The organism is Clostridioides sp. ES-S-0049-02, from assembly GCF_020658465.1.
Taxonomy (GTDB): Bacteria; Bacillota; Clostridia; order Peptostreptococcales; family Peptostreptococcaceae; genus Clostridioides.
Window position 1 is genome coordinate 20,339 of sequence record NZ_JACVWG010000014.1, and the last position, 24,754, is coordinate 45,092.

General features: G+C 29.6%; 16 protein-coding genes and 4 tRNA genes. All 20 read right to left on the minus strand.

Translation table 11 applies throughout. The features are described 5' to 3' along the window. Window positions 1-98 precede the first annotated feature (98 nt). Complete coding sequence (lpdA, locus tag IC213_RS18055) at window positions 99-1,829, minus strand: dihydrolipoyl dehydrogenase (RefSeq protein WP_227863359.1); 1,731 nt, start codon at window positions 1,827-1,829, stop codon at window positions 99-101. A 157-nt stretch (window positions 1,830-1,986) separates the two neighbouring features. Then, a complete protein-coding gene (locus IC213_RS18060) occupies window positions 1,987-3,033 on the minus strand; it encodes a 2-oxo acid dehydrogenase subunit E2 (RefSeq protein WP_227834977.1) in 1,047 nt (348 codons plus the stop codon). Window positions 3,034-3,045: 12 nt separating this feature from the next. After that, the gene (locus IC213_RS18065; protein ID WP_227483621.1) at window positions 3,046-4,032 is read right to left on the minus strand and encodes an alpha-ketoacid dehydrogenase subunit beta; all 987 of its coding nucleotides are present in this window, start codon (window positions 4,030-4,032) and stop codon (window positions 3,046-3,048) included. A gap of 24 nt (window positions 4,033-4,056) precedes the next feature. Then, window positions 4,057-5,019, minus strand: coding sequence for a thiamine pyrophosphate-dependent dehydrogenase E1 component subunit alpha (locus IC213_RS18070; RefSeq protein WP_227437098.1), 963 nt, complete (start codon window positions 5,017-5,019; stop codon window positions 4,057-4,059). A 37-nt stretch (window positions 5,020-5,056) separates the two neighbouring features. After that, the gene (locus IC213_RS18075) at window positions 5,057-6,010 is read right to left on the minus strand and encodes a sugar-binding transcriptional regulator (protein ID WP_227437100.1); all 954 of its coding nucleotides are present in this window, start codon (window positions 6,008-6,010) and stop codon (window positions 5,057-5,059) included. 932 nt (window positions 6,011-6,942) lie between these two features. After that, the gene (locus tag IC213_RS18080; protein ID WP_227863360.1) at window positions 6,943-9,120 is read right to left on the minus strand and encodes a hypothetical protein; all 2,178 of its coding nucleotides are present in this window, start codon (window positions 9,118-9,120) and stop codon (window positions 6,943-6,945) included. Window positions 9,121-9,248: 128 nt separating this feature from the next. Beyond that, window positions 9,249-10,343, minus strand: a complete 1,095-nt coding sequence (locus tag IC213_RS18085) for a PIN/TRAM domain-containing protein (protein ID WP_227437104.1) — start codon at window positions 10,341-10,343, stop codon at window positions 9,249-9,251. An 88-nt stretch (window positions 10,344-10,431) separates the two neighbouring features. Then, entirely contained in the window at window positions 10,432-11,502 is a 1,071-nt protein-coding gene (gene disA / locus IC213_RS18090; RefSeq protein ID WP_227863361.1) for a DNA integrity scanning diadenylate cyclase DisA, read from the minus strand. A gap of 2 nt (window positions 11,503-11,504) precedes the next feature. Beyond that, window positions 11,505-12,878, minus strand: a complete 1,374-nt coding sequence (gene radA, locus IC213_RS18095) for a DNA repair protein RadA (protein WP_227437108.1) — start codon at window positions 12,876-12,878, stop codon at window positions 11,505-11,507. Between the two features lie 179 nt (window positions 12,879-13,057). Further along, on the minus strand, window positions 13,058-15,505 hold the full coding sequence (locus IC213_RS18100; RefSeq protein WP_227834979.1) for an ATP-dependent Clp protease ATP-binding subunit: 2,448 nt from the start codon (window positions 15,503-15,505) through the stop codon (window positions 13,058-13,060). Further along, entirely contained in the window at window positions 15,492-16,517 is a 1,026-nt protein-coding gene (locus tag IC213_RS18105) for a protein arginine kinase (protein WP_227845180.1), read from the minus strand. The genes IC213_RS18100 and IC213_RS18105 overlap by 14 nt, the downstream gene beginning before the upstream one ends. 15 nt (window positions 16,518-16,532) lie before the next feature. Continuing rightward, window positions 16,533-17,027 carry a UvrB/UvrC motif-containing protein gene (locus IC213_RS18110; protein WP_227437113.1) on the minus strand — a complete coding sequence of 165 codons (495 nt, stop codon included), beginning with the start codon at window positions 17,025-17,027 and terminating at the stop codon, window positions 16,533-16,535. A gap of 6 nt (window positions 17,028-17,033) precedes the next feature. Next, complete coding sequence (locus IC213_RS18115) at window positions 17,034-17,498, minus strand: CtsR family transcriptional regulator (RefSeq protein WP_227437114.1); 465 nt, start codon at window positions 17,496-17,498, stop codon at window positions 17,034-17,036. Window positions 17,499-17,989: 491 nt separating this feature from the next. Continuing rightward, on the minus strand, window positions 17,990-19,918 hold the full coding sequence (locus IC213_RS18120; protein ID WP_227437116.1) for an elongation factor G: 1,929 nt from the start codon (window positions 19,916-19,918) through the stop codon (window positions 17,990-17,992). A gap of 239 nt (window positions 19,919-20,157) precedes the next feature. Then, window positions 20,158-23,589 (minus strand): pyruvate carboxylase, encoded by a 3,432-nt coding sequence (locus IC213_RS18125; protein ID WP_227863362.1) that lies wholly within the window; start codon window positions 23,587-23,589, stop codon window positions 20,158-20,160. Between the two features lie 303 nt (window positions 23,590-23,892). Next, the gene (locus IC213_RS18130) at window positions 23,893-24,306 is read right to left on the minus strand and encodes a hypothetical protein (protein ID WP_227437120.1); all 414 of its coding nucleotides are present in this window, start codon (window positions 24,304-24,306) and stop codon (window positions 23,893-23,895) included. Between the two features lie 74 nt (window positions 24,307-24,380). Next, a tRNA-Val gene (locus IC213_RS18135) sits at window positions 24,381-24,456 on the minus strand. 12 nt (window positions 24,457-24,468) lie between these two features. Then, window positions 24,469-24,545, minus strand: a tRNA-Arg gene (locus tag IC213_RS18140). A gap of 7 nt (window positions 24,546-24,552) precedes the next feature. Next, window positions 24,553-24,626, minus strand: a tRNA-Cys gene (locus IC213_RS18145). A 7-nt stretch (window positions 24,627-24,633) separates the two neighbouring features. Next, window positions 24,634-24,709, minus strand: a tRNA-Lys gene (locus tag IC213_RS18150). Window positions 24,710-24,754: the final 45 nt, after the last annotated feature.

Sequence of the window (24,754 nt, forward strand, 5' to 3'; positions counted from 1 at the left end):
GAAACCCCTTTTGTATAAATAAATACATTTATACAAAAGGGGTATGGCTAAGTGAGTTTTTAAAGATTTTATATATTATATAAACTTAGGTTAATAGCTTATTTTTTTGGTAAATGTAAGCATTCACCACTTACATCTGCTAAAGCTTCCATCAGAGCTTCTGAAGTACATGGGTGACCAAAAATCAAGTCACTAGCTTCATCAGCAGGTATTTCTAATGCTTTAAATGATGCTGCATGATTTATAAGTTCTGCTACACCATATCCAAACATATGCACACCTAAAATTTCCCCATACTTAGCATCTGATATTACTTTTACATATCCTTGCTCTTGTCCAGAAGCTAAAGCTCTTCCATTTCCAGCAAAGTTAAATTTACCAATTTTTATATTATATTTTTGTTTAGCATCTTCTTCTGTAAGTCCAACTGATGCAACCTCTGGAACTGTATAAACGCAACTAGGTAATGCACTTAAATCTGCTTCTTCATCCATACCTAAAGCATTTGAAGCTGCTACTTCTCCCATTTTAAAAGCTGCATGAGCTAGCATTATACCTCCAGTAACATCACCTACTGCATATACACTTGGTACACTTGTTTCCATTTTACTATTTACAACTATTGAACCTCTATCTATTTTAATATCTAAGTCTTCTACACCAGATAGATTAGCTTGTCTTCCTATAGCATATAGACCTAAATCTGCCTTTATTGGTTCTTCTCCTTCAATACATACTATTATTTTATTTCCTTCTTCTTTAAATTCAGAAACTTTCTTTTCAGTTAATATAGTTATTCCCTTTTTCTTAAGTGAATCTCTTAAAGACTGGCTCAATTCTTTGTCCATTCTTGGAATTATTCTGTCTTCCATTTCTATTATAGTTACTTTAGAACCTCTTGAGTTGAATATCTCTGCAAATTCACAACCTATTACTCCACCACCAATTATTACTAACTCTTCTGGTACTATGTCTAAATCTAAAGCTTCTGTACTAGTTATTATTAATTTTGATTCTATTCCTTTTATTGGTAAGATTCTCACCTTAGAACCAGTGGCAATTATTGTATTTTCTGTATCTAAAACTTTTCCATCTGATAGTATTACTTTATGGGCTTCTTTAACAGTAGCTTTAAGATTAAAGACATCTACACCTCTGCTTTTTAACAACCCACCAACACCAGCTGTAAGTTTTTTTACTACTCTATTTTTATACTTTATAGCCTTTTTTATATCTTGTTCCTTATCAACAGATACTTTTACACCTCTTTTTGATAATTGTTCAATTTCTTCTAATATTTCTACTGTTTTTACATAAGTTTTTGTAGGAATGCAACCTCTATTTAGGCAAGTTCCTCCTAATGTGTCCTCTTCTACTAATGCAACTTTGCCTCCTAATATAGCTGATTTTAGTGCTGATAAATACCCTCCAGGTCCTCCACCTACTACTATCACATCATAATCATGATTACTCTCTTTTTTAATTGTCTTTTCTTCTTTTATTTCTATTTTTTCTGTTTCAACAATTAAATCTTCTTTTGATACGCTTCCAGATAAGTATTTAGCCTTTATTTCTTCTTGCTTTTCTCCCTTTTCTGCTATTACACCTATTACTGTAAATACTGGTAATACTTCTCCTTCTTCTTTATGTATAATTGCAGCAAGTATACCTTCTCCTTCTGATTCTATTTCCATGTTGACTTTATCTGTTGTTATCTCTAGTATAGGTTCTCCAATTTTTACTTCTTCGCCTTCTTGTTTTAGCCAAGATACTATAGTACCTTCTTCCATAGCTACTCCAGCTTTTGGCATTATGACTTCTACTGACATAGGCTATCCTCCTATTTATTTTTTATATATTTTAGTTAATCATCTTATATTCATACAGATATCTTTTACATACAATAATTTTAAATCTAGTAAAATTAAATACATCTTTTTATGTGGTCTATTCAATCTATTTACATAAAGAGTAAAATATCAAAACCTATACAAGCATTGCTAATGGATTTTCTAATAATTCTTTTAAATCTTTTAAGAATTTTGCTGCTACTGTACCATCTATTATTCTATGGTCTGATGTTAATGATAAATTCATTATAGGTTTTATTTTAGCCTCTCCATTTACTGGCACAAACTTATCTTGAGTTGCTCCTACCCCAAGTATCGCACTTGAAGGCATATTTATTATAGGTGTAAATGTCGTTATACCATACATTCCAACATTGCTTATAGTAAATGTATTACCTTCTTGGTCTGCTGGTAGAAGCTTTCCTGTTTTTACTTTTTCAGCAAGTTCTTTGCTTTCTTTGGCTATTTCTTTTAGCGATTTTTCATTTACATTTTTTACTACTGGGACATATAAACCTTCATCTAGTCCAACAGCAATAGCTATATTTATATCTTTATATCTAAATATTCCATTATCTGTCCATGCTGAATTTAATGCTTGATGCTTTGGAAGTACTCTAGATACAGCCATTACTATTAAATCTGTCATTGTTAATTTTACTCCAGTTGATTCTTTTACTGTATCTATTAATTTTGCTCTAAGTTCTTTAAGTTCTGTAGCATCTACCTCTATATTGAATGTAAATACAGGAGCACTGAAGTAGCTTTCTGACATTCGTTTTGCTACAGTTGCTCTCATTGGATTTGGCTTTTCGAACTCTCCTTCTACTGTATTAAACGTACTTAAATTCTCATGTTTTGATTTTATTTCTTTTGTTTCGTTAGATTTAGATACATCAGTTGATACGATAGTCTCTTGTGTATGTGCCTTTTCTATATCTGATTTTTTTATTTTTCTATTGTATCCAGTACCTACAACATTTTCTAAATCTATATTTAAATCCTCTGCTATCCTTTTTGCTAAAGGAGTTGCTTTTACTTTATTATTTTCTAGATAGTTTAACACATCCACTAGATGTATTCTTCCATTTTCTCCACTTCCAACCAGCCAATCTAACTCTATATTGTCTTTTCTTGCTTGGTTTTTGGCTGCTGGTGTGGCTTTTACTTTATTTGCCACCATTTCTATCCCCCCTTATCTAACAATTAAAGATTTTATTGCATCTTCTATTTCATCAATTCTTGGGACTACTGCTTTTTCTAGCTCTGGATTATATGGTATTGGCACATCTTTTCCACATATTCTTTTTACTGGTGCATCTAAATAATCAAATGATTCACTTTCTGTTATTAATGCTGATATTTCTCCACCTAGACCACCAGTCTTAGCTGCTTCATGGCAAATTAAAACTCTACCAGTTTTACATACACTCTTTATGATTGTCTCTTTATCTAATGGATATAAAGTTCTTAAATCTATAATTTCTACATCTATATTTTCTTTTGATAGGTTTTCTGCAGCTTCTTCAACACTTTGTAACATCCTTCCATAAGTGATTACTGTAACATCAGAACCTTCTTTTTTAATATCTGCCTTTCCAATATCAATTACATAATCTCCCTCTGGGACAATTCCTTTTTTTCTATATAACAATTTGTTTTCAACAAATATTACTGGATTATTGTCTCTTATAGCTGCTTTTAATAATCCCTTAGCATCTGCTGGTGTTGAAGGTGCAACCACTTTTACTCCTGGTACATGACAAAACCATGCTTCCAAACTTTGTGAATGTTGTTCTGCTGAACCAGTTCCAGAACCTCCAGGACATCTAACAACCATTGGAACCTGAGCCTTCCCACCAAACATATATCTCATTTTTGCTGCTTGATTTACAATCGCGTCCATAGATATTGTAACAAAATCCATAAACATTACTTCCATAATTGGTCTTAACCCAGTTGCCGCTGCACCTGCTGCTGCACCTGCTATAGCTGCCTCTGATATAGGAGTATCTCTTACTCTTTCTGGGCCAAATTCATCTATCATTCCCACTGATACGCCAAATGCTCCTCCATATATCCCTATATCTTCTCCCATAAATATTACATTTTCATCTCTTCTCATTTCTTCTGACATTGCTTCTTTTATTGCTTGTGCATATGTTAATTCTCTTGTACTCATTTTTATTTTCCTCCTTTACTATTTTTAGTCTGCATATACATCATCTAATAAAGATTCTATTTTTGGATTTGGGCTATTTTGAGCAAATTCTACTGCATCTTCTATTGATTTTTTAGCAAAATCTTCAATTATATCTAATTCATTTTCATTTGCCATATTATTTTCTATAAGATAATTTCTTAAAAATTTTATAGGGTCTTTTGCCTTCCACGATTCTATCTCTTCTTTCGTTCTATATACATTTGCATCTGATTTTGAATGACCTAGCCATCTATAAGTCCTACTTTCAATTAATACAGGCCCTTCCCCTCTTCTACATTTTTCAGCAGCTTTTTGTACTGTTTCATATACTTCTATTGGATTATATCCATCTATTGATATTCCTTCTATACCATAAGATGCTGCTCTTGTTGCAACACTATCTATATTCATGTGACGTTTTATACTTGTTGACATGCCATATAGGTTGTTTTCACAATAAAATATTATTGGTAATTTCCATATTGATGACAAGTTTATTCCTTCATGAAATGTACCTTCATTTGATGCACCATCACCAAAACTACATAAAACTATTTTTCCTGTCTTTTTATATTGTTGTGTAAGTGCAGCGCCAGGAGCTATAGTAAGACCTCCACCTACGACTCCATTTGCTCCTAAGTTACCTGACTCAATATCTGCTATATGCATTGAGCCTCCTTTTCCTTTACAAAATCCAGTTTCTTTTCCCATAAGCTCAGCCATCATTTTATTTAAATCTATTCCCATTCCTATAAATTGGCTATGACCTCTATGAGTTAATGAAACCAAATCTCCTTTTTCTAATGCCATTACTGCGGCTACACTTGAAGCTTCTTGACCTACTGATAAATGAGTTGTTCCATGTACCATACCTCTTGCAAAAAACCAACTAACTTTCTCTTCAAACTTTCTAGCTTGATTCATTCTCTTATACATTTCAAGTAATGTTTCTTTTGATAATGTCATATCAATTCCCTCCTATTAATTTTTATCTATATTTCTATTAGTCACAATCTTCTAATAATTCAAGTGCTAAACTGTGATTAATTGCTAAGCTATTTATAAATTTGGCTTTTAATGATGCTTTTATTGCTTCTATCTTTTCATCTCCTGAAGCAACACCTATTGTTCTTTTTATCTTTTTTAAATCATTTAGTTTTACCCCTAGTACCCTTTGATTAAATTCAAGTATAGAAGTTTTTCCTTCCTTATCAAAAGCTTGCAAACAAATTGCGCCTATTGAGTTATACTTTTTTAAATCATCTATATCTTCTTCATGCATATATCCAGAAGCCATTATTGTTGAGTTTAAACTCATAGGATTTCCTATACCTACAATTGCAATAGTTGTTTTATCTATTAAGTCTAGTACTTCTTTAATTTTTTCATCCTTACAAAGCTTTTCTTTTGTAGATAAATCAGACATCACAGCAGGAGCATGTAATAACTTAAAATCTCCTCCAAAAGCTCTTGCTAAACTTACAGCTATTTGATTTGCGTGTATATCTATTTCATTATCTCCAATTCCTCCTAGTAAAGGTATGAACGTAACATTTTTACAGTTGCTTTTTTCTACATATCTAGGAATTTCTTTTAGAGTTGTTCCTATGGAAACCCCAATTATATCATTTTCTTTTACTACTCTGGTAAGATATTCAGACACAGCTCTTGCTAATTCTTGTTTTTGTGTTAATGAGTCTTGTTTATCATCTACCACTATTACTTCTTTCAATTTATATTTTCTTTCTAAACTTCTTTCTATTTTTTGATAGTCATTTTTTAAAACATCAACTATTTGTATTTTTACTATTCCTTGCTCAAAAGCTTCTTTTAATATTCTTGATATTGTTGGTCTTGATATTCCCAATTGATTCGCTATTTCTTGTTGATTCAAATTATCTTCATAATAAAGTGAACAACACTTCATCATTAACCTTAAGTCTCCAATTTTTTTCATTTTCCTTCCTCCAAAATCAAGATTTTTCAATTATTTTTACATTTGTTCAATGATTTTACTTAATTTCAATAACATTATAGAAGGGGTTCGTATAAAAAGTCAACTGTTTTTTTTGTATAATTAAAAATAAGTTGTTACATTAAGTTAAGGAATACTTTTTTTATTTCTTGTTTGACTGCTTTACCTGATAATTTGCTCAATAAGTATTTTGTCTAAAGGAAATTATACAATCGCCAAAAAAGATTTTACTAAAGATGGTAAACTAAAATTGTACTATTTTATGTATAAAGAAATTATTATAAATATAAAGGCATTAAGCAATAAACTTTAAGAAACTGAGATTGAACGAGAATAACTTGAAGTTTCAAAAACTCATTGACTTGCTGATATATCACAGGATTTGAAAACACTATTATCATATATCACAGGATATTCATATCTAATGCTTAATAAAAACTACCGCTTTAGTGAAGAAGAAAGTATAATATTTTTAGATAATATATATAAAAAGTGAGTATATAATGAAAAGTTAATAGACAATTTAAGTCTGACATTTTTTATAGATTTTTCTGGAAAAATACAGCTTAAACATACACAATTTGAAATGATTGCCTTTCTTCAAAACCTTATTGCCAATGTTGCCAATAATCCAAAATCTGAAAAGCAGATATTTGGATTTCATACAGATTTAGAACATTTACATTAATACTACTGACAATGGTGTTGGAATAAACACGGAGAAAAGGTACATCATTTCAAATTACATTAAAACAAGATAAAGTTTAAATTATTATATAAAAATCCCAAGTTAAAATAAACTTGGGATTTTTGTGTAATAATTAATTTTTGTAAAATTTTTTCTTTAAAGTTATTTCGTCAAAATAAATTCAAATTAACATATCATCAATATTTATATAGAGACTATATGTAACTTATTCTTTTAATACTATCAGATTTATACTTAATATAATCATAGCTACAATTACATAAATAAAAGCTGTAGCTGATGACACAATTCCAGAATCATTTACTAAAAGAGTTACAAAGCATCCTGCTATTGACGCTATAAATCCTTTAAATACGACTGGGTATTCATCAATTAATTGTTTAAAGTATCTAATCTGATTAATCATAAGAACTAAAATTACTCCGATTCCAGTTAGTAGTATATTTACCCATGCACTGGTTTGAGCTAGCTTCAAGTTCATCTCTATCTTTCTGCCAAATGTTTGTATTATTTCTCCTGGTCCATTAAAGTAAACTTCTTTTACAAACATACCTAAATGTGAGTTACTTCCTGAAATCATATCTATAGCTACAAAGGCGCCTAAAACAAGCAATACTGCTACACCTAATAATACAACTTTTTTAAAGTCTATTTTTACATTATATATCAATAGTATAAATAGTAAAAATGCAACACATTCAGAAATAGCAGTTCCAACATTTGCACCCATAGCTGGAGATGCACTCGTAATTAAGATAACTAAAGAAAATACTATTACAGACCACTTTGGTATCTTTTTATATGTAAGCAAAATCGCAAATGTAAATATTGCACTACCTATTGCCACTCCTTGATATTCATTTCCTACTCCGTAGTATCTAGCCCCAATTATACAATCATAACTCATTACATTACTTTTCATTAAATATGAACCAAATGCAGAATCAATAACCATAATCAATATAGTTAAACCTGTAAAGAATAACATATTTTTTAAATCATTCTTTATCAGAACTTTGCTTATTAAGTATATAGTAAGTGTTATTATAATTATTCCTAAAGATATTGCTACTGGTGTTTTAAAATTCATTATTGGAGTTATCATAAATGATAATGGCATTACTATTCCTATTTTTAGAAATTCTTTTAATATAAAAAATATTGTTTCTTTGTGATTTTTCGATATATGCTTTCTAAATAGAATTAGAATCATAGCAACTATCCATGACAAAAATACTATACTTACAAATCCATTAAGTATTGTAGACCTTATGCTTGAAACAGATACTATCTTTTGGTATTCATCCATCAGATACTCTTTATTATCATCTCTGTTAATAAGTTCATACTTCTTTCCAACCATATTTTGATTTTTTATATCAAAGTTATTTAATATCTCAGCTCCAATATCTAGATTAGTAACAATACCTTCTCTTCTAGTAGTTGAAGATGATAACATCCCTTTTCCATTGCCATTTAATTTTATTATTGGAGAAAGCCTTCTTTTATTTTTATAATCTAAATCACTTGGAAATGCACTAGCTATGTAAACAGTATCATTTTCTCCAACCATAGAAAATATATTTTTTAAATATTCATCTATGTTTTTTTCTATCTTGTCTTTCATGTTTTTATATGTTTTTTCATTCAAGTTAGATTTATATAAATCTAACCTATATGTATCTCCAAGTTCTACAAAAACTACATCACTATTTTTATAAGCTTCTTTAGTTTCAGCAACAAGCTTAGTGTAATCAGTTGATATTCCATAAGGCATAGATAAATCTTTTTTATTGATATTATCTACATTTCCGTAAGAAATTCTACCATACTCATCCATAGCTGTTAAGCATAAGTTTCTATTTTTTACAAGTTTACCATTTTCAACTATATCTGCATTTCCTAATACAGATGTTTTTAATTTATTTTCAGATAAACTTTGACCTAATGAACCTAATGTAGAACCATATTCTCCAAAGTTTAGATTCTCATTTATTGACATATTTATAGTCAAATCATTTATACCTTTTGCTTTCTTACCTGTAGCTGATTCAAAAACTATATTTCTATCTTTGCTTGAGCTTTCAAAATTAATATCTTCTTCATTAGCTACATTGGCTCTTCCTCCAGCACCCATACTGGCATATGACCTTCTATCATCACTACCTTTATCGCCTCTTATGTTCATCAAGCCAATATATCCTCTATCTTCTAGCTCTTCTCTCAATGATTTTATTCTTAACATATTGTTCATACTAGTTCTATTCATATCTATAAATATTACTTTTCCATGCGTTGGTATATCATCTGCAAAGCTATACTGGCTCATCGATGTTAATATTATGATAAATGTTGCTAAGAAAGATATAATCTTTTTTCTCATAAATTCTCCCTGCTTTCTGATTTAAATCCTCACACTTAAGAATACATTAAACATTGTCGTTATAAACAAATAAATTTGGACCATCTATTTATAATAAACAGCCCAAATTTTAGGTTTATTTGAATATATCAATTTTTAGGTTTTGCAAATATCATTCTACCAGCAGGAGTTTGAAGAACAGAAGTTACTAAAACTTTTATAGTCTCATTCATATGTTTTCTTCCTCCATCAACAACTATCATAGTTCCATCATCTAGATATGCAACACCCTGTTGAGCTTCTTTTCCTTCTTTAACCACTTGGACAACCATATCTTCACCTGGTATTGCAACTGGTTTTATAGCATTAGCCAACTCATTTATATTTAATACTTCAACACCTTGAAATTGAGCAACCTTATTTAAGTTATAATCATTAGTAACAACTTTTCCATTTAATACTTGGGCAAGCTTTAATAATTTACTATCAACTTCTGCTATATCATCAAAGTCCCTTTCACTTATTTCAACCTCTATATTTAATTCTTTCTGAATTATATTTAATATATCCAGACCTCTTCTACCTCTTACTCTTTTCAAATCATCTGAAGAATCTGCAATATGTCTTAATTCTTCCAAAACAAAAGCAGGAATAATAAGTTTTCCTTCTATAAATCCTGTTTTACAAATATCAGCTATCCTTCCATCAATTATTACACTTGTATCTAATACTTTTGGAGGTATCGCCTTTACTTCTTTTTTATTATCTTTATCCTTATCCTTATCTTTAATAGGATTTGCCAATCTTCCTAATTTTCCAATATTAAATAAATCATTTTTACTTTTAAGCGCAACTTTCATTCCAAGATATCCTAGGAATAAATATAATAGTAATGATAATATTCCACCTACTATTGGTATTCTATTTACTAGCCCACTTAATAAATATGCAATTACAAATCCTACTATAAGACCCATAGATCCTAATAATATATCTGTTTGAGGATATTTTGATAGTTCTTTATCCACAACTTTAGCAATTTCTTTTGTTCTATTCACAACCCATGGCTCTATAAGATATCCTAAAATAGCTATTACTATACCTGCTACTACAGCTGCTATATAACCATAAGTTTCTTTTCCAAATGTTAATATTTCAAAATCTCTCATCAATGTTAAATAGGTCGTTATACCTATCGTAAATCCAAGTAAAATAAACAATATCCTTGTTACTTTCCTTATCAATGCTTCACCCCCTAGTTATACTTATCTATTATAGACCAAAGTGTATATTATATTCAAGAAAAAAGTAGTAAAATTCACTTAAAATTCATTATATGTGTCTATCTAATAATACTAATTGTTTCATTTTTATAAGTCCATTTTTTATATATGTTGCTCTTATTTCACCTATTCCTTCAACTTCATCTAACTCTTCAATAGACGCATCCAATATTTCTTGAAAGTTTTCAAAATAATTTACTAAGTTTTCTATTATTGCTGTTGGTAGTCTATGTATTTTGCTAAGAATTCTATAGCCTCTTGTTTTTATAGGCATATCCATACTTTCTGAAAATCCACTATACCCTAATAGTTTTGCCATATTAAATAATTCTATTAGTTCTTCTGAATTTAAATTTTTAACTTTTTTCATAAGTTCTTTTATTTCAGTATTTTCTTTGTTATAATCTTTGAATATTAATTTCTGATCTATTCTAGTTGTACCCATTAATTCCTCTAATTGCATGCTTACTAAAGTTCCTTCATCCCCCAATTCTATCACATATTTTTCAATTATACTTGTAACTCTCATTACCATTTCCATTTTCTGCATGACTAACGCTACATCATAAATAGTTACCAAATCATTAAACTCTAAAGCACTTAAATTAGTTATAGCTTGGTCTAATACTGTTTTATATTTTTCTAAAGTTTGTATTGCTTGATTTGCCTTAGTAAATATCTTAGATATATCTTCGACCACATACTTCTCATTTCCTCTATAAACTGTTATAACATTTCTTCTTTGTGAAATTCCTATGACTATAGCACCAGTTTGTTTTGCTACTCTTTCCGCCGTTCTATGTCTAGTTCCAGTTTCTGATGTTTCTATAAAGTAATCTGGTATAAGTTGTGCATTAGCAAATAATATTTTCTTTACATCACCACTTAAAACTATCGCTCCATCCATTTTGGCTAATTCATATAGATATGATGGTGAATACTCTGCATTTATAGCAAATCCTCCATCTACTATTTTCATTACATCTTCATTTGTTGCAATTACAATTAAACCGCCAGTCTTAGCTCTTAGCACATTGTTTAGGCCTAATCTAAGAGGGGTTCCAGGAGATATCATTTTTAATGCATATAGCATATTTTTGTTATCCAAAAAATTCTCCATATTTATTGATTCCTCCCAAGTACTATATTTATAGCTTGTCTTAAGTTGTCTACTGGCCATATTTCTATACCTTTAGTATCTTTTACAACATCATAATTACTTCTAGGAACTACTATCTTTTTAAAGCCAAGTTTTTTGCACTCAGCAATTCTTTTTTCTATAAAGCTTACTGATCTAACTTCTCCTGTAAGTCCTACCTCTCCTGTAACAGCTATATCTTCATCTATAGGTATATTTCTAAAGCTAGATGCTACAGAAATAGCTATTCCTAAGTCAATCGAAGGTTCATTTATCTTTATACCTCCAACTATATTTATATATACATCTTGGTTTTGTATTTGCAGACCAACACGTTTTTCTAAGACTGCTAATAACATACCAACTCTATTATAATCTACTCCTGTAGATGTTCTTCTTGCTATACCAAAACTTGTTGGTGAAACTAATGCTTGTAATTCAAGTAGCATTGGTCTTGTACCTTCTACAGTGGATATTATGACTGAACCTGCTACATCTTTTGGTTTTTCAGATATCAAAATCTTAGACGGGTTATCAAGCTCTACTAATCCCAAATCCCTCATTTCAAATACTCCAAGCTCATTTGTTGAACCAAATCTATTTTTAACAGCCCTTACTAATCTATATGTATTATATCTTTCACCTTCAAAATATAAAACAGTATCAACCATATGCTCTAATAATTTTGGACCTGCTAGTGAACCTTCTTTGGTTACATGACCAACTATGAATGTTGAAATTCCCATTTTTTTAGAAATCTTCATGAATTTTGAAGTACCTTCTTTAATTTGGCTGACAGTGCCTGGTGCTGAAGATATTTCTGGACTAAAGACAGTTTGAATTGAGTCTAGAATTATTAATTGTGGATTTACACTTTCTAAATAAGATTCAATTATACTCAAATTATTTTCAGCAAATATATATAAATTTTCTGAATTAATACCTAATCTTTTTGCTCTCATTTTTATCTGTGATTCTGATTCTTCTCCAGTTATATATAAAACAGTCTTTCCTAAATTAGCTACATTACTAGAGACTTGAATTAAAAGTGTGGATTTACCTATACCAGGGTCTCCACCAACAAGTACTAGAGAACCTTTAACTATCCCTCCACCAAGCACTCTATCTAATTCTTTTATATCTGTTGTAAACCTTTCTTCTTCTTTACTCTCTATTGAAGTTATACTAACTGGTTTAGATGAAGATTTATCTATTATAAAGACCTCTTTTTTTGTGCTTTTTTGATCTACTTCTTCTACAAATGTATTCCATTTTGTACACTCTGGACATTTTCCAAGCCACTTAGCTGTTTCATATCCACAAGATTGACATACATATTTAGTTTTTATTTTTGCCATATTTTAATCATCCTTAATTTATTATTATATACTATAATTTTAGCATATGTGAAAGATAATAGGTAAAGATTAAAAAAAATAATTAAGGGCAATGAATTATTTTAGATTCATTGCCCTTAAAATTTTCTTTAAACCCTAAAGCTTATATCTATAAGATTTTAAAATGCAACTCTATTGAATTATTTAGTTTCAAAAACTATTTTTTCATCTTTAACTTTTGCTATTATATTACTTCCTTTTTTTACATCGCCTCTTAAAATCGCTTCAGATAACTCATCTTCTAGTTCTTTTTGTAAGGCTCTTTTAAGAGGTCTTGCTCCATATTCCAAATCAAATCCAGATTTAGAAATTAATTTTATAGCTTCATCACTCATTTCTAGTTTTATATCCATATCTTTTAGTCTTTCTTGTAATTTATCTACCATTAAAATTACTATTTTAGATATATGCTCTGTATTTAATGAATGGAAAACTATTATATCATCTATTCTATTTAAAAACTCTGGTCTGAATCTTTGCTTTAATTCACCCATTATGTTTTCTTTCATTTTTTCATATTGAGACTTTTCTTCTTCATCTCCTTTAGCTATACTAAACCCTAAAGTTTTTTGTCTACCAATTGTAGATGCACCAACATTTGATGTCATTATCACAATAGTATTCTTAAAGTCAACAGTTCTTCCTTTTGAATCTGTTAATCTACCATCATCTAGAATTTGTAATAGAATATTAAACACATCTGGATGAGCTTTCTCTATCTCATCAAATAAAATAACTGAATATGGGTTTCTTCTTACTTTTTCAGTTAATTGACCTCCTTCATCATGACCTATATAACCAGGAGGTGAACCTATCATTCTTGATACAGCATGTTTTTCCATATATTCAGACATATCAATTCTTATTATTTGATTTTCATCTCCAAATTGCACTTCTGCTAATGCCTTAGATAACTCTGTTTTCCCTACTCCTGTAGGTCCTAAAAATAAGAATGAGCCGATTGGTCTATTAGGGTCCTTAAGACCTGCTCTTGACCTTCTTATTGCCTTGGAAATAGATTTTACTGCTTGCTCTTGACCTATAACTCTATTGTGTAAGATTTCTTCAAGTTTTAAGAGTCTATCAGCTTCTTCCTCAAGAATTTTATTAACAGGTATTCCTGTCCATAAACCTACTACTTCAGCAATGACTTCTCCATCAACTAAATCAGAATGTTTAGATGACTTATTCCATCTTTCTCTAACATCTTCTAATTGTTTTTTAAGTATGCCTTGTTCATCTCTTATTTTTGCTGCTTTCTCAAAATCTTGGCATCTTACTGCCTCTTCTTTTTCTTTATCTATATTTTCTATTTCTAATTCTAATTTTTTTATTTCGGCTGGAGGAGTATTTTCCTTTAGCCTCACTTTTGATGCAGCTTCATCAATCAAATCTATAGCTTTATCTGGTAGATATCTATCTGATATATATCTAGTTGATAATTCTACAGCTGTTTTTATAGCATCATCAGTTATTTTAACTTTGTGATGAGCTTCATATTTATCTCTCAATCCTTCTAATATTTTTATTGAATCTTCTTTACTTGGTTCATCCACCATAACTGGTTGGAATCTTCTTTCTAGTGCAGAGTCTTTTTCAACATGCTTTCTATACTCATCTATTGTTGTTGCACCTATAACTTGTATTTCTCCTCTAGCTAATGCAGGTTTTAATATATTTGACGCATCTATAGATCCTTCTCCTGTAGACCCAGCTCCTATTATGGTATGCATCTCATCTATAAATAAAATTATATTTCCATTTTTAACAACTTCATCTACAACTTCTTTAATTCTTTCTTCAAATTCTCCTCTATACTTAGCACCAGCTAATAATGAACCCATCTCTAAAGAATACAAAGTTTTACTTTTTAGTGTTTCTGGAACATTTCCTAATGCTATATTTGTTGCTAAACCTTCAGCTATAGCTGTTTTACCTACTCCTGGATCTCCTATTAGTACAGGGTTGTTTTTAGTTCTTCTACTTAATATTTGTATAACTCTTTGTATTTCTTTTTCTCTTCCTATAACAGGGTCTATTTTATTTTGTTTTGCATATAGTGTAAGATTTCTTCCATATTTATCGAGAATCTTGGACTCTGTTTGATTTTGGTTGCCCGTGTAACTATTTTCTGATTTATATTGATTATTATCACTCATACCCATCATATCAATTGTTAATTGGGCTAGAGTTCTGTCATTTACACCTGCATAGTTCAAAACTTTATTAGCTATTCCTTCACCTTCTTGAATAATAGCTAATAATATATGCTCAGTTCCTATATAATTTGTTTTTAATTTATTTGCAAACATTCCTGATAGTTCCAATATTTGTTTACTTCTTGGGCTTAATACTATGTCTTCTGGAATTCCTTCGCCCTTACCTTCCATATCAATTATTTTGCCTTCTAAATAAGCCTCTGTAAATCCAACTTTACTTAGAACTTTGGCAGCTATTCCTTCTTCTTCTTTTAAAAGCCCTAAAAGTATATGCTCACTTCCAACAATATTATGCCCTAAGTTTTTAGCAGACTCAAACGCTAAATCAATTGCTTTTTTAGCTCTTTGTGTAAATCTATTGAAGTTCATAATTTATCCCTCCTCTTAATTTTTCCAAAGTTTCTCTAATGTATGTTGCTCTATTTATATCTCTATTTTCAACATCATCACTCTTATACATTATTGACTGATGTGCTGGTTGTATACCTATCATAAGTTGTTCTATAGCTTTTAAATCTAGTTTTTTTATATAGTTCATTTCTATTCCCATTTTTATATTAGATAGATGGCTCATTGCCTCTGAACTACTCATTACCCTTGAATTTTCAAGTGTTCCTATTGACCTAAATATTTTATCTTCTAATTTTATACCCAATTTTTTTTGTAATATTTCTCTGGCTTTCACTTCTTTTGAAATTGCATCCTTTGTAAGACCACTTACATTCTCTATAATATTAGACTCTGTTCTTCCAAGCGTAAGCTGATTAGATATTTGGTATATATTTCCCAATGCTTCTGTTCGCTCTCCATATATACCTCTTATTGCTATACCTATTTGTGATGAAATCTTATAAAGTTCATCCATATAGCCTAATTGACTCAATGCAGGCAAGTGCATCATTACAGAAGCTCTCATTCCAGTTCCCGTGTTAGTTGGGCAAGATGTTAGATAACCCAAGTTTGTGCTAAATGCATACTCTAAATTTGATTCTAATAAATCATCTATCTCATTTGCTATGTTATAAGCATTTTCTAAATTTAAATCATCACACATAGTTTGTATTCTTATATGGTCTTCTTCATTTATCATTATACTTACAGTTTTATCTTTTTTTACTATAACAGCACTTTTATCATTTTCTGCTAAGTCTGGACTTATCATATGCTCTTCAACCATGAGCATCTTTTTAGATTGGTCTAAATCTTCAATCTTATAGAAATCAAACTCTTCTTTATGTTCTAAACTAGAATTCATAAATGCATTTTTTACCTTTTCTATTATTTCCATAGCACACTCTTTATCTAACCTATTTGGAAAAGGATAATTGCTCAAGTTCCTAGCCAGCCTAACTCTTGATTTCATGACTATATTCTCTTTCATAATATCACTCCAATCTTAGTCAATAGAGCCTTTTAAATACTTAATCTTATCTCTAAATTGAGCAGCTAATTCATACTCTTCATTTTTTATAGCTCTATCCAAATCTTCTTTTAATTCTCTAATCTCATTTTCTACACTTATTTTATAAAAAGATTTTTTAGGTGCCTTACCTATATGTTCTATATGACCATGTATATTTTGAAGCATCGGATTTACTTGGCTACTAAATGCATTGTAACATTCACTGCATCCAAATCTTCCATTATTCTTAAATTCACTATATGTCATATTACATTTTTGGCAAACTAACTTTTCTTCAAGCTCTTTTTTAGGTTGAAATCCTAAGTTGGAAAATATATCCATCATTGAAAAAGGCATATCTAAATTAAAATTCATCTCTGTATTTTCTTTAGCACATTCACTACACAGATACATTTCTGTCTTTTCTCCATTGACTATTTTATTATAATATACAGATGCTTTATTTTTATTGCATTTTTGACATAGCATAAATTATCACTCCTCTATACTAAATACTCCTATTATTATATTCTTTAAAACATTAGACCTTACCTTCTCTTTTAATTCATATACTGGCATACATAATGATTTATCATCTATTGCATATAATATTAGTTTTAATTCTCTTTCACTAATTAAGTCTGATTCTCTCAAACTTTCCACCAACTCTTTTGCTTTCTTATAGGATATTTGGCTTCCTATTCTTTCGTTTAGTATTTCTCTAATATGTCCATCTTTGCTTCTTCGTATTTTTTCTATCTGAACATATCCTCCGCCACCTTTTTTGCTTTCTATATAATAACCTTTATCTATGGTAAACCTTGTTGTTAAAACATAATTTATTTGTGATGGTGCACAACTAAACAAGTTTGCTAGTTCATTTCTTTGAATCTGTATACTATTATCCTCTTCCATCAAATCTTTAATAAATTTTTCAATTATATCTGTCATAGTTGCCATTTATATCACCACACACCTTTTTATTTTGACTTTCTTTGACTACTATTTTACACCTATTATTTAAATTTTTAAAGCCCTAAATTGTGTAAATTTATTTTTTTCATAATAATTTAAATAAGGTGTCCATCTTTTGTTAAATATAATCTTCTACTTCTTACATTTATAACAATTAAGTCTTAAAATTATTGATTATTAATTGATTTTCAATGTATCTATACCTTGTATTTGTAAATATACCTTCATATCATTATTATTAAACATTTCTAAAAATAATAATATAAAAAGATACTTTCTTTTATTAAAACAGTTTAAGAAAGTATCTTTTATTCTTCACATTTTTTATTGCTTTAATTTGTTTTTTTCTTGTTTTTTATAAAAACACATAAAAACTAGATATACACTTCTTTAAAATAAGTATATACCTAGTTTTAATTACAAAATTATTTTACATAATAGATGGATATTAATTATTTAATGTTCTATCTTCTTTATTACTTTGCAGTAGCTAGTCCAATTATTTTTTCTGCAAATTGTGATGGAACCTCTCCATATCTTTCTAATTCCATTTCAAAATACCCTCTACCTTGTGTCATTGCTCTTAAATCTATTGCATATTTAAATGTTTCTGCTTGTGGAGCCTCTGCAAATATTATTTGTTTTCCTTTGTTATCTGGCTCCATACCAAATATTTTTCCTCTTCTCTTGTTTATATCTCCCATAACATCTCCCATATATTCTTCTGGAACAGTTATCTTAAGTTTCATAATAGGCTCTAATAATATTGGATGAGCTTCCTCCATACCTTTTTTAAATGCTGCACTTGCTGCCATCTTAAAAGCCATTTCAGAAGAGTCTACATCATGGTATGAACCATCATAAAGTGTAGCCTTTATATTTGTAACAGGGAAACCAGCCAATACTCCTTTTTGCATAGAATCTTTTAACCCTTTTTCTACTGCTGGTATATATTGTTTTGGTACAGACCCACCAAATATTTCTTCTGTAAATTCAAAATCAGATTCACATCTTTCAAATCTTATCTTTACATCTCCATATTGACCATGGCCACCTGATTGTTTCTTATGCTTACCTTGTACATCAGCTGTTTCCTTTATAGTTTCTCTATAAGGAACTTTAAGGTCATTTAATTCAACATCTACCCCGAACTTATCTTTCATTTTATTTTTAATTGTTTTTATATGAAGCTCCCCTTGTCCTCCTAAAAGAGCTTGTTTTGTCTCTGTATTTCTATACCAATGTAATGTAGGGTCTTCCTCTACAAGTTTGTTTAATACAGCAGCTACCTTTTCTTCATCACCCTTATTCTTAGGATTAACAGCATAATATATTTGTGGTTTAGGGAAGTCTATCTTATCTAAAGCTTCTGCATCTTTATCTACAGATATAGTATCTCCTGTCTTTAGAGAATTAACTTTAGTTACAACTACTACATCACCAGCCTTAGCTTTGTCTATTTCAACTAACTCACTATTTCTCAATGTATATATGTTAGCTATTTTTTCTTTTATGTTTTTGTTTATATTAAAAACTTCTTTATCTTTAGAAATTGCACCTTGAGTAATTTTTATATATGACATTTTTCCTACAAATGGGTCAACCATAGTTTTAAATACTAATCCTTTAAATGGCTTACTCTCTTCTGTAAATATAGGTTCTAGATAATTTGATATTGTATCTAAAATTTCTTTTGTTCCTATATTATTTATAGTTGAACCACATATTACAGGTATAATATCTCCTCTTTGTATACCTATAACAATACCTTTTTGGATTTCTTCTGTAGTTAACTCTTCTCCATTAAAATACTTATCTAATATTTGATCATCTGTTTCTGCTATAAGTTCCATTAAAGCTTCTTTTACACTCATAGCTTGTTCTTTAAATTCACCTTCTAAATCATCTATATTTTCAAATACATTATGTAACTTGACAAAGTTTTTATCTTTGTATATAGGACTTATCATTGGAACTATCTTATTATTGTATTTTTCTCTTAACATTGCTATTGCATCTTTATATCTTGCTTTTTCATTATCTATTTTATTTATAAACATTATCTTAGGAATACTCTCAGTTAGTTCTAATGATTTCTCTGTACCAACTTGAATAGGTGCTGTTGCATCTATTACTATTATTGCTGCATCACTTGCTCTAAGAGATGATACAACGTCTCCGCTAAAGTCAAAATATCCTGGTGTATCCAATAAGTTAAACTTATAGTCATTATATTCTATAGGTATTAATCCCATACTATAAGTCATATTTACCTTGTCAGTTAATTTAGGTATCTTATTAGTGTTTGCTGTGTAAGCTATAGTTTCGATTAGATTTGTTTTACCACATCCGCTATGTCCTAATACTGCTACATTTCTCAACATATTACTATCATAAACCTTCATATAAGCACCCACCTTTTAAATTTATGTATTTTCTCTTAGCTGTTATTTCCTAAGAAATAGTCTAGAAAATGTTTATTATTTTTAGAATTTTTAGATAACATTTTCCTTACTAGCTTTATTTCTACATATGGATATAATTTTCCTCTTTTTTTTAACAAATATTTAATTTAAACAAATAAAAACACTCTAAATATTTAATAAAAATATTTTAGAGTGTTTTATAAGTTGTTTCAATTCAATTATTTCATTATCATTAATAGTTGTTTATCTTCAACCATATCATCTTCTTTTACTTTAATTGATTTAATTACTCCATCAGTTTTAGCAACTATTATAGTTTCCATTTTCATTGCTTCTATAACTATTAATGGTTGATTTGCTTTTACTTCATCTTCTTCTTTAACCATTATTTTTATAACTTTTCCTGGTATACTTGCTCCGATTTGAAGTGGATCATTCATATCAGCTTTCTCAACATTAGTAACTTTTCCAGAGAAGTTTCTATCTTTTATTTCCACTTCTCTAACCATTCCATTTAATTCAAAGCCTATAGTTCTAAATCCATCTTCTTTAACTTCACCAATTTCAACTAATCTTATTGTTAATACTTTACCTTCTTCTATTTCTACTTCACATTCTTCATTTTTATTTAATCCATAGAAGAATACATCACTTTCAAGTTTAGATATATCATTATAATGTTGTAAATGTTTAATATAGTCTTCATAAACTTTTGGATATAAAGCATAACTTATAACATTTCTTATATTTGCATTTATATCATATTTTTCATTTAGATATTTTGCTATGTCATCAAAATCTTCTGCTGGTAATAGTGAACCAGGTCTTACTGTAATAGCTTCTTCACCTTTTAAAACTACTTCTTGTAAATCTTTTGGTACTCCACCTTCTGGTTGACCAATCATACCTTTACAGTAGTCTACAACAGAATCTGGGAATGATAAGTTCTTACCTTCTTCTATTATATTATTTTTATCTAATTTATTTTTAGTCATAAAGATAGCTAAATCTCCTACAACTTTTGAAGATGGTGTTACTTTTATTATATCTCCTACAACTTCATTAGCTTCTTTATATTTTTCTTTAACTTCATCAAATCTATTAACTAATCCTAAACTATCAGCTTGAGGTTTTAAGTTTGTATATTGACCTCCTGGTATTTCAAAATTGTATATTTCTGCACAAGAGTTAGTTAAGTCACTTTCAAATTTATTATAGACTTTTCTTAAATCTTTATAGTATTTTCCTAACTCATCATATCCAAATAAATCTATACCTGTATCTCTTTCTGTATTTTTAAGAGCTTCTACTATTGCATTAAGTGATGGTTGACTTGTAAGTCCTGCCATAGATTCTAATGCAGCATCAATTATATCTACACCAGCTTCTGATGCCATCAAACAAGTTGCCACACCATTTCCACTTGTATCATGAGTGTGTAAATGTATTGGTGCTTTTACATTTTTCTTTAGTTCTTTAACTAATGTATAAGCAGAATATGGTTTAAGAAGTCCTGACATATCTTTTATTGCTATTATGTCTGCTCCTAAACTTTCTAACTCTTTTGCCATCTTAATATAATATTCTAAGTCATATTTAGTTTTAGTCTTATCTAATATATCACCTGTATAGCACATAGTTGCTTCAACTATTTTTCCAGTTTCTAGAGCTGTATTAATAGATGGTTTCATATTTTCAACCCAGTTTAATGAGTCAAATATTCTAAATACATCTATTCCTTGTTTAGCAGACTCTTTTGTAAATTCTTCTATTACATTATCTGGATAGTTTTTATATCCAACTCCATTTGATGCTCTAAGCAACATTTGGAACATTATACTTGGTATTTCTTCTCTTAGTTTTTGTAATCTACGCCAAGGTGACTCTTTTAAGAATCTATATGCAACATCATAAGTAGCTCCACCCCACATTTCAAGTGAGAATAAATTTTTTTGATATTTTTCTGTTGGTTTAGCAGCTTTTAATAAATCATATGTTCTTAATCTTGTTGCCAATAATGATTGATGTGCATCTCTCATTGTTGTATCTGTTAATAATAGTCTTTTATCATTTTTTATTTTTTCTATATATGCAGATTTACCTAACTTATCAAAAAGTATCTTACTTCCTTCTGCCTTTGAACCATCTTTATTCATTCTTGGTTCATGTAACGCATCAAATAATGGTTTTTCTTGACAAGCGTTATCATTTACAATTACATCACCTATAAATTGAAGTAATTTTGTTCCTCTATCTTTACTTTCTGTTATTTCAAATAAATCTGGATTTTCATCTATAAATTTAGTACTACATTTACCATTTGAGAATATAGGATTATTTAAGACATTAACTAAGAATCCTACATTAGTCTTAACACCTCTAACTCTAAGTTCTTTTATAGATCTTATAGTTTTGTTTATTGCTCCTTGGAATGTTCTATCCCAAGATATTGTCTTAACCAGTAAACTATCATAGTGAGGACTTATGTTTGCTCCTGTAAATCCATTTCCACCATCTAGTCTTATACCAAATCCTGAACCAGTTCTATAAACTTGAATTTTACCTGTGTCTGGCATAAATCTATTTTTAGGGTCTTCTGTAGTTATTCTACATTGGATAGAATACCCTCTTATTTCAACATCATCTTGTGATTTTATATTTATTTCTTCACTATCTAGGCTGTATCCTTGAGCTATTAATATTTGACTTTGAACTATATCTATTCCTGTAACCATTTCTGTTACAGTATGCTCAACTTGTACTCTTGTATTCATTTCTATAAAATAATGACCACCATTTGCATCTACTAAGAATTCTAGTGTCCCTGCATTAGAATAGCCTACATATTTTGATAACTTGACTGCATCATCACATATTTCTTTTCTTACTTTTTCATCTAATGAAAATGCTGGTGCATATTCTATTATCTTTTGATGTCTTCTTTGAACAGAACAATCTCTTTCGTATAAATGAACTATATTTCCATAGTTATCCCCTAATATTTGAACTTCTATATGTTTTGGGTCAGCTATATATTTTTCTATGAATATAATATCTTCACCAAAAGCTTTTCTTGATTCACTACAAGCAGTTTCATATTCAAGCTCTAAATCTTTTTCATGATGTACGATTCTCATACCTCTACCGCCACCACCATTAGATGCTTTTATCATAACAGGATAACCTATTTTATTTGCAACTTCTTTTGCTTCTTCAGTACTTCTTATTGCTTTTTCCACCCCTGGTATAGTTTGAACATTAACTTCTTTTGCAATTTTTTTAGAATTTATCTTATCGCCCATCATATTCATTACTTTAGATGATGGACCTATAAAAGTAATTCCATTTTCTTCACATTTACGAGCAAATTCTGCATTTTCTGCTAGAAAACCATATCCTGGATGTATAGCGTCAACTTTTTTTCTCTTTGCTAAGTCTATTATTCCATCCATATCTAAGTATGCATCTATTGGACCTTTGCCTTCCCCTATTAAATATGATTCATCTGCTTTTGTTCTAAATAATCCGTATTTATCTTCTTTACTATATATACCAACACTTTTTATCCCCAATTCTGAACAGGCTCTAAATATTCTTATAGCTATTTCGCCTCTATTAGCTACTAGTATTTTATTAAACTTTTTAAGCATACTCTATTCTTCTCCTTTATTGTTTGTGTAATATTAAAGATTATAGACTAAAATACTTTATTTTTGAAGATGTTTAAGCAAGTTCCTTAATTAATAAGATAAATTTATAAATATATATAATTTTTAGACTGTATAAACTCAATTTACCTCACTAAAATTAAGGGGTTTTTTATGGGATTTCAGACAAACTTGTGTGAAAATTTCTACAATTGACCTTATTTTATACTATTTTTTTCTCTGTTTACATAATTATTTTCATCTTTACGTAATATTTCACATACTTTTCTCAATATAGTTCATATCTTAATCTATCTGTCTTAACAAACGTTTTATTACATCAGAAAGTTTTAGATGACCTAAATCTGCATATGCTATAACTAGTATTATTTTTACTACTCCTTCTACCTCATCTAATTTATATGCTCTAGCATTTATTATTGTGTACTTTGGCATAAGTTCTTCTAAACCTAGTGCAAGTTCATCAGATAAAGTCATATATTCATCAAATTTTTCCTCATCAGATAAGGTGATATATTCATCTTGCTCACTTATAATAGTATCTAAATAATCCATATTTATACTTAATTGATAAGCTATTATGTCCTCTCTTTTTGTGCTTTTACTCAAATCCTTTTCAACTTTGAACTTACTATTCTTATCTATTATTATTTTAAGTTCTTCACTATCAACTATTTCATTTCCTATAATTATATACAAACTTTTTACCTCCTAAATATAAATCTTTTTTAATCAAAAATAAAACCTCTAGTAAAATTACTAGAGGTTTGCACTGGTGGGATTAACAGGGCTCGAACCTGTGACCCCCTGCTTGTAAGGCAGGTGCTCTCCCAGCTGAGCTATAATCCCTCGATGTTTATATGGTGCGCCCAAAGGGACTCGAACCCCTAACCTTCTGATTCGTAGTCAGACACTCTATCCAGTTGAGCTATGAGCGCATTTTATTGGAGGCGACACCCAGATTCGAACTGGGGATCAAGGAGTTGCAGTCCACTGCCTTACCACTTGGCTATGTCGCCACCTTTTTGGTGATCTATCCGCGACTCGAACGCGGGACACCCTGATTAAAAGTCAGGTGCTCTACCGACTGAGCTAATAGACCATATTAGTTGGGGTGGATAATGAGAGTCGAACTCACGACCTCCAG

Coding starts and splice junctions, on each gene's coding strand:
- lpdA (WP_227863359.1), bottom strand. CDS start 1,829: ATGTCAGTAGAAGTCATAATGCCAAAAGCTGGAGTAGCTATGGAAGAA.
- IC213_RS18060 (WP_227834977.1), bottom strand. CDS start 3,033: ATGGTGGCAAATAAAGTAAAAGCCACACCAGCAGCCAAAAACCAAGCA.
- IC213_RS18065 (WP_227483621.1), bottom strand. CDS start 4,032: ATGAGTACAAGAGAATTAACATATGCACAAGCAATAAAAGAAGCAATG.
- IC213_RS18070 (WP_227437098.1), bottom strand. CDS start 5,019: ATGACATTATCAAAAGAAACATTACTTGAAATGTATAAGAGAATGAAT.
- IC213_RS18075 (WP_227437100.1), bottom strand. CDS start 6,010: ATGAAAAAAATTGGAGACTTAAGGTTAATGATGAAGTGTTGTTCACTT.
- IC213_RS18080 (WP_227863360.1), bottom strand. CDS start 9,120: ATGAGAAAAAAGATTATATCTTTCTTAGCAACATTTATCATAATATTA.
- disA (WP_227863361.1), bottom strand. CDS start 11,502: ATGGAGAATTTTTTGGATAACAAAAATATGCTATATGCATTAAAAATG.
- radA (WP_227437108.1), bottom strand. CDS start 12,878: ATGGCAAAAATAAAAACTAAATATGTATGTCAATCTTGTGGATATGAA.
- IC213_RS18100 (WP_227834979.1), bottom strand. CDS start 15,505: ATGAACTTCAATAGATTTACACAAAGAGCTAAAAAAGCAATTGATTTA.
- IC213_RS18105 (WP_227845180.1), bottom strand. CDS start 16,517: ATGAAAGAGAATATAGTCATGAAATCAAGAGTTAGGCTGGCTAGGAAC.
- IC213_RS18110 (WP_227437113.1), bottom strand. CDS start 17,027: ATGCTATGTCAAAAATGCAATAAAAATAAAGCATCTGTATATTATAAT.
- IC213_RS18115 (WP_227437114.1), bottom strand. CDS start 17,498: ATGGCAACTATGACAGATATAATTGAAAAATTTATTAAAGATTTGATG.
- IC213_RS18120 (WP_227437116.1), bottom strand. CDS start 19,918: ATGAAGGTTTATGATAGTAATATGTTGAGAAATGTAGCAGTATTAGGA.
- IC213_RS18125 (WP_227863362.1), bottom strand. CDS start 23,589: ATGCTTAAAAAGTTTAATAAAATACTAGTAGCTAATAGAGGCGAAATA.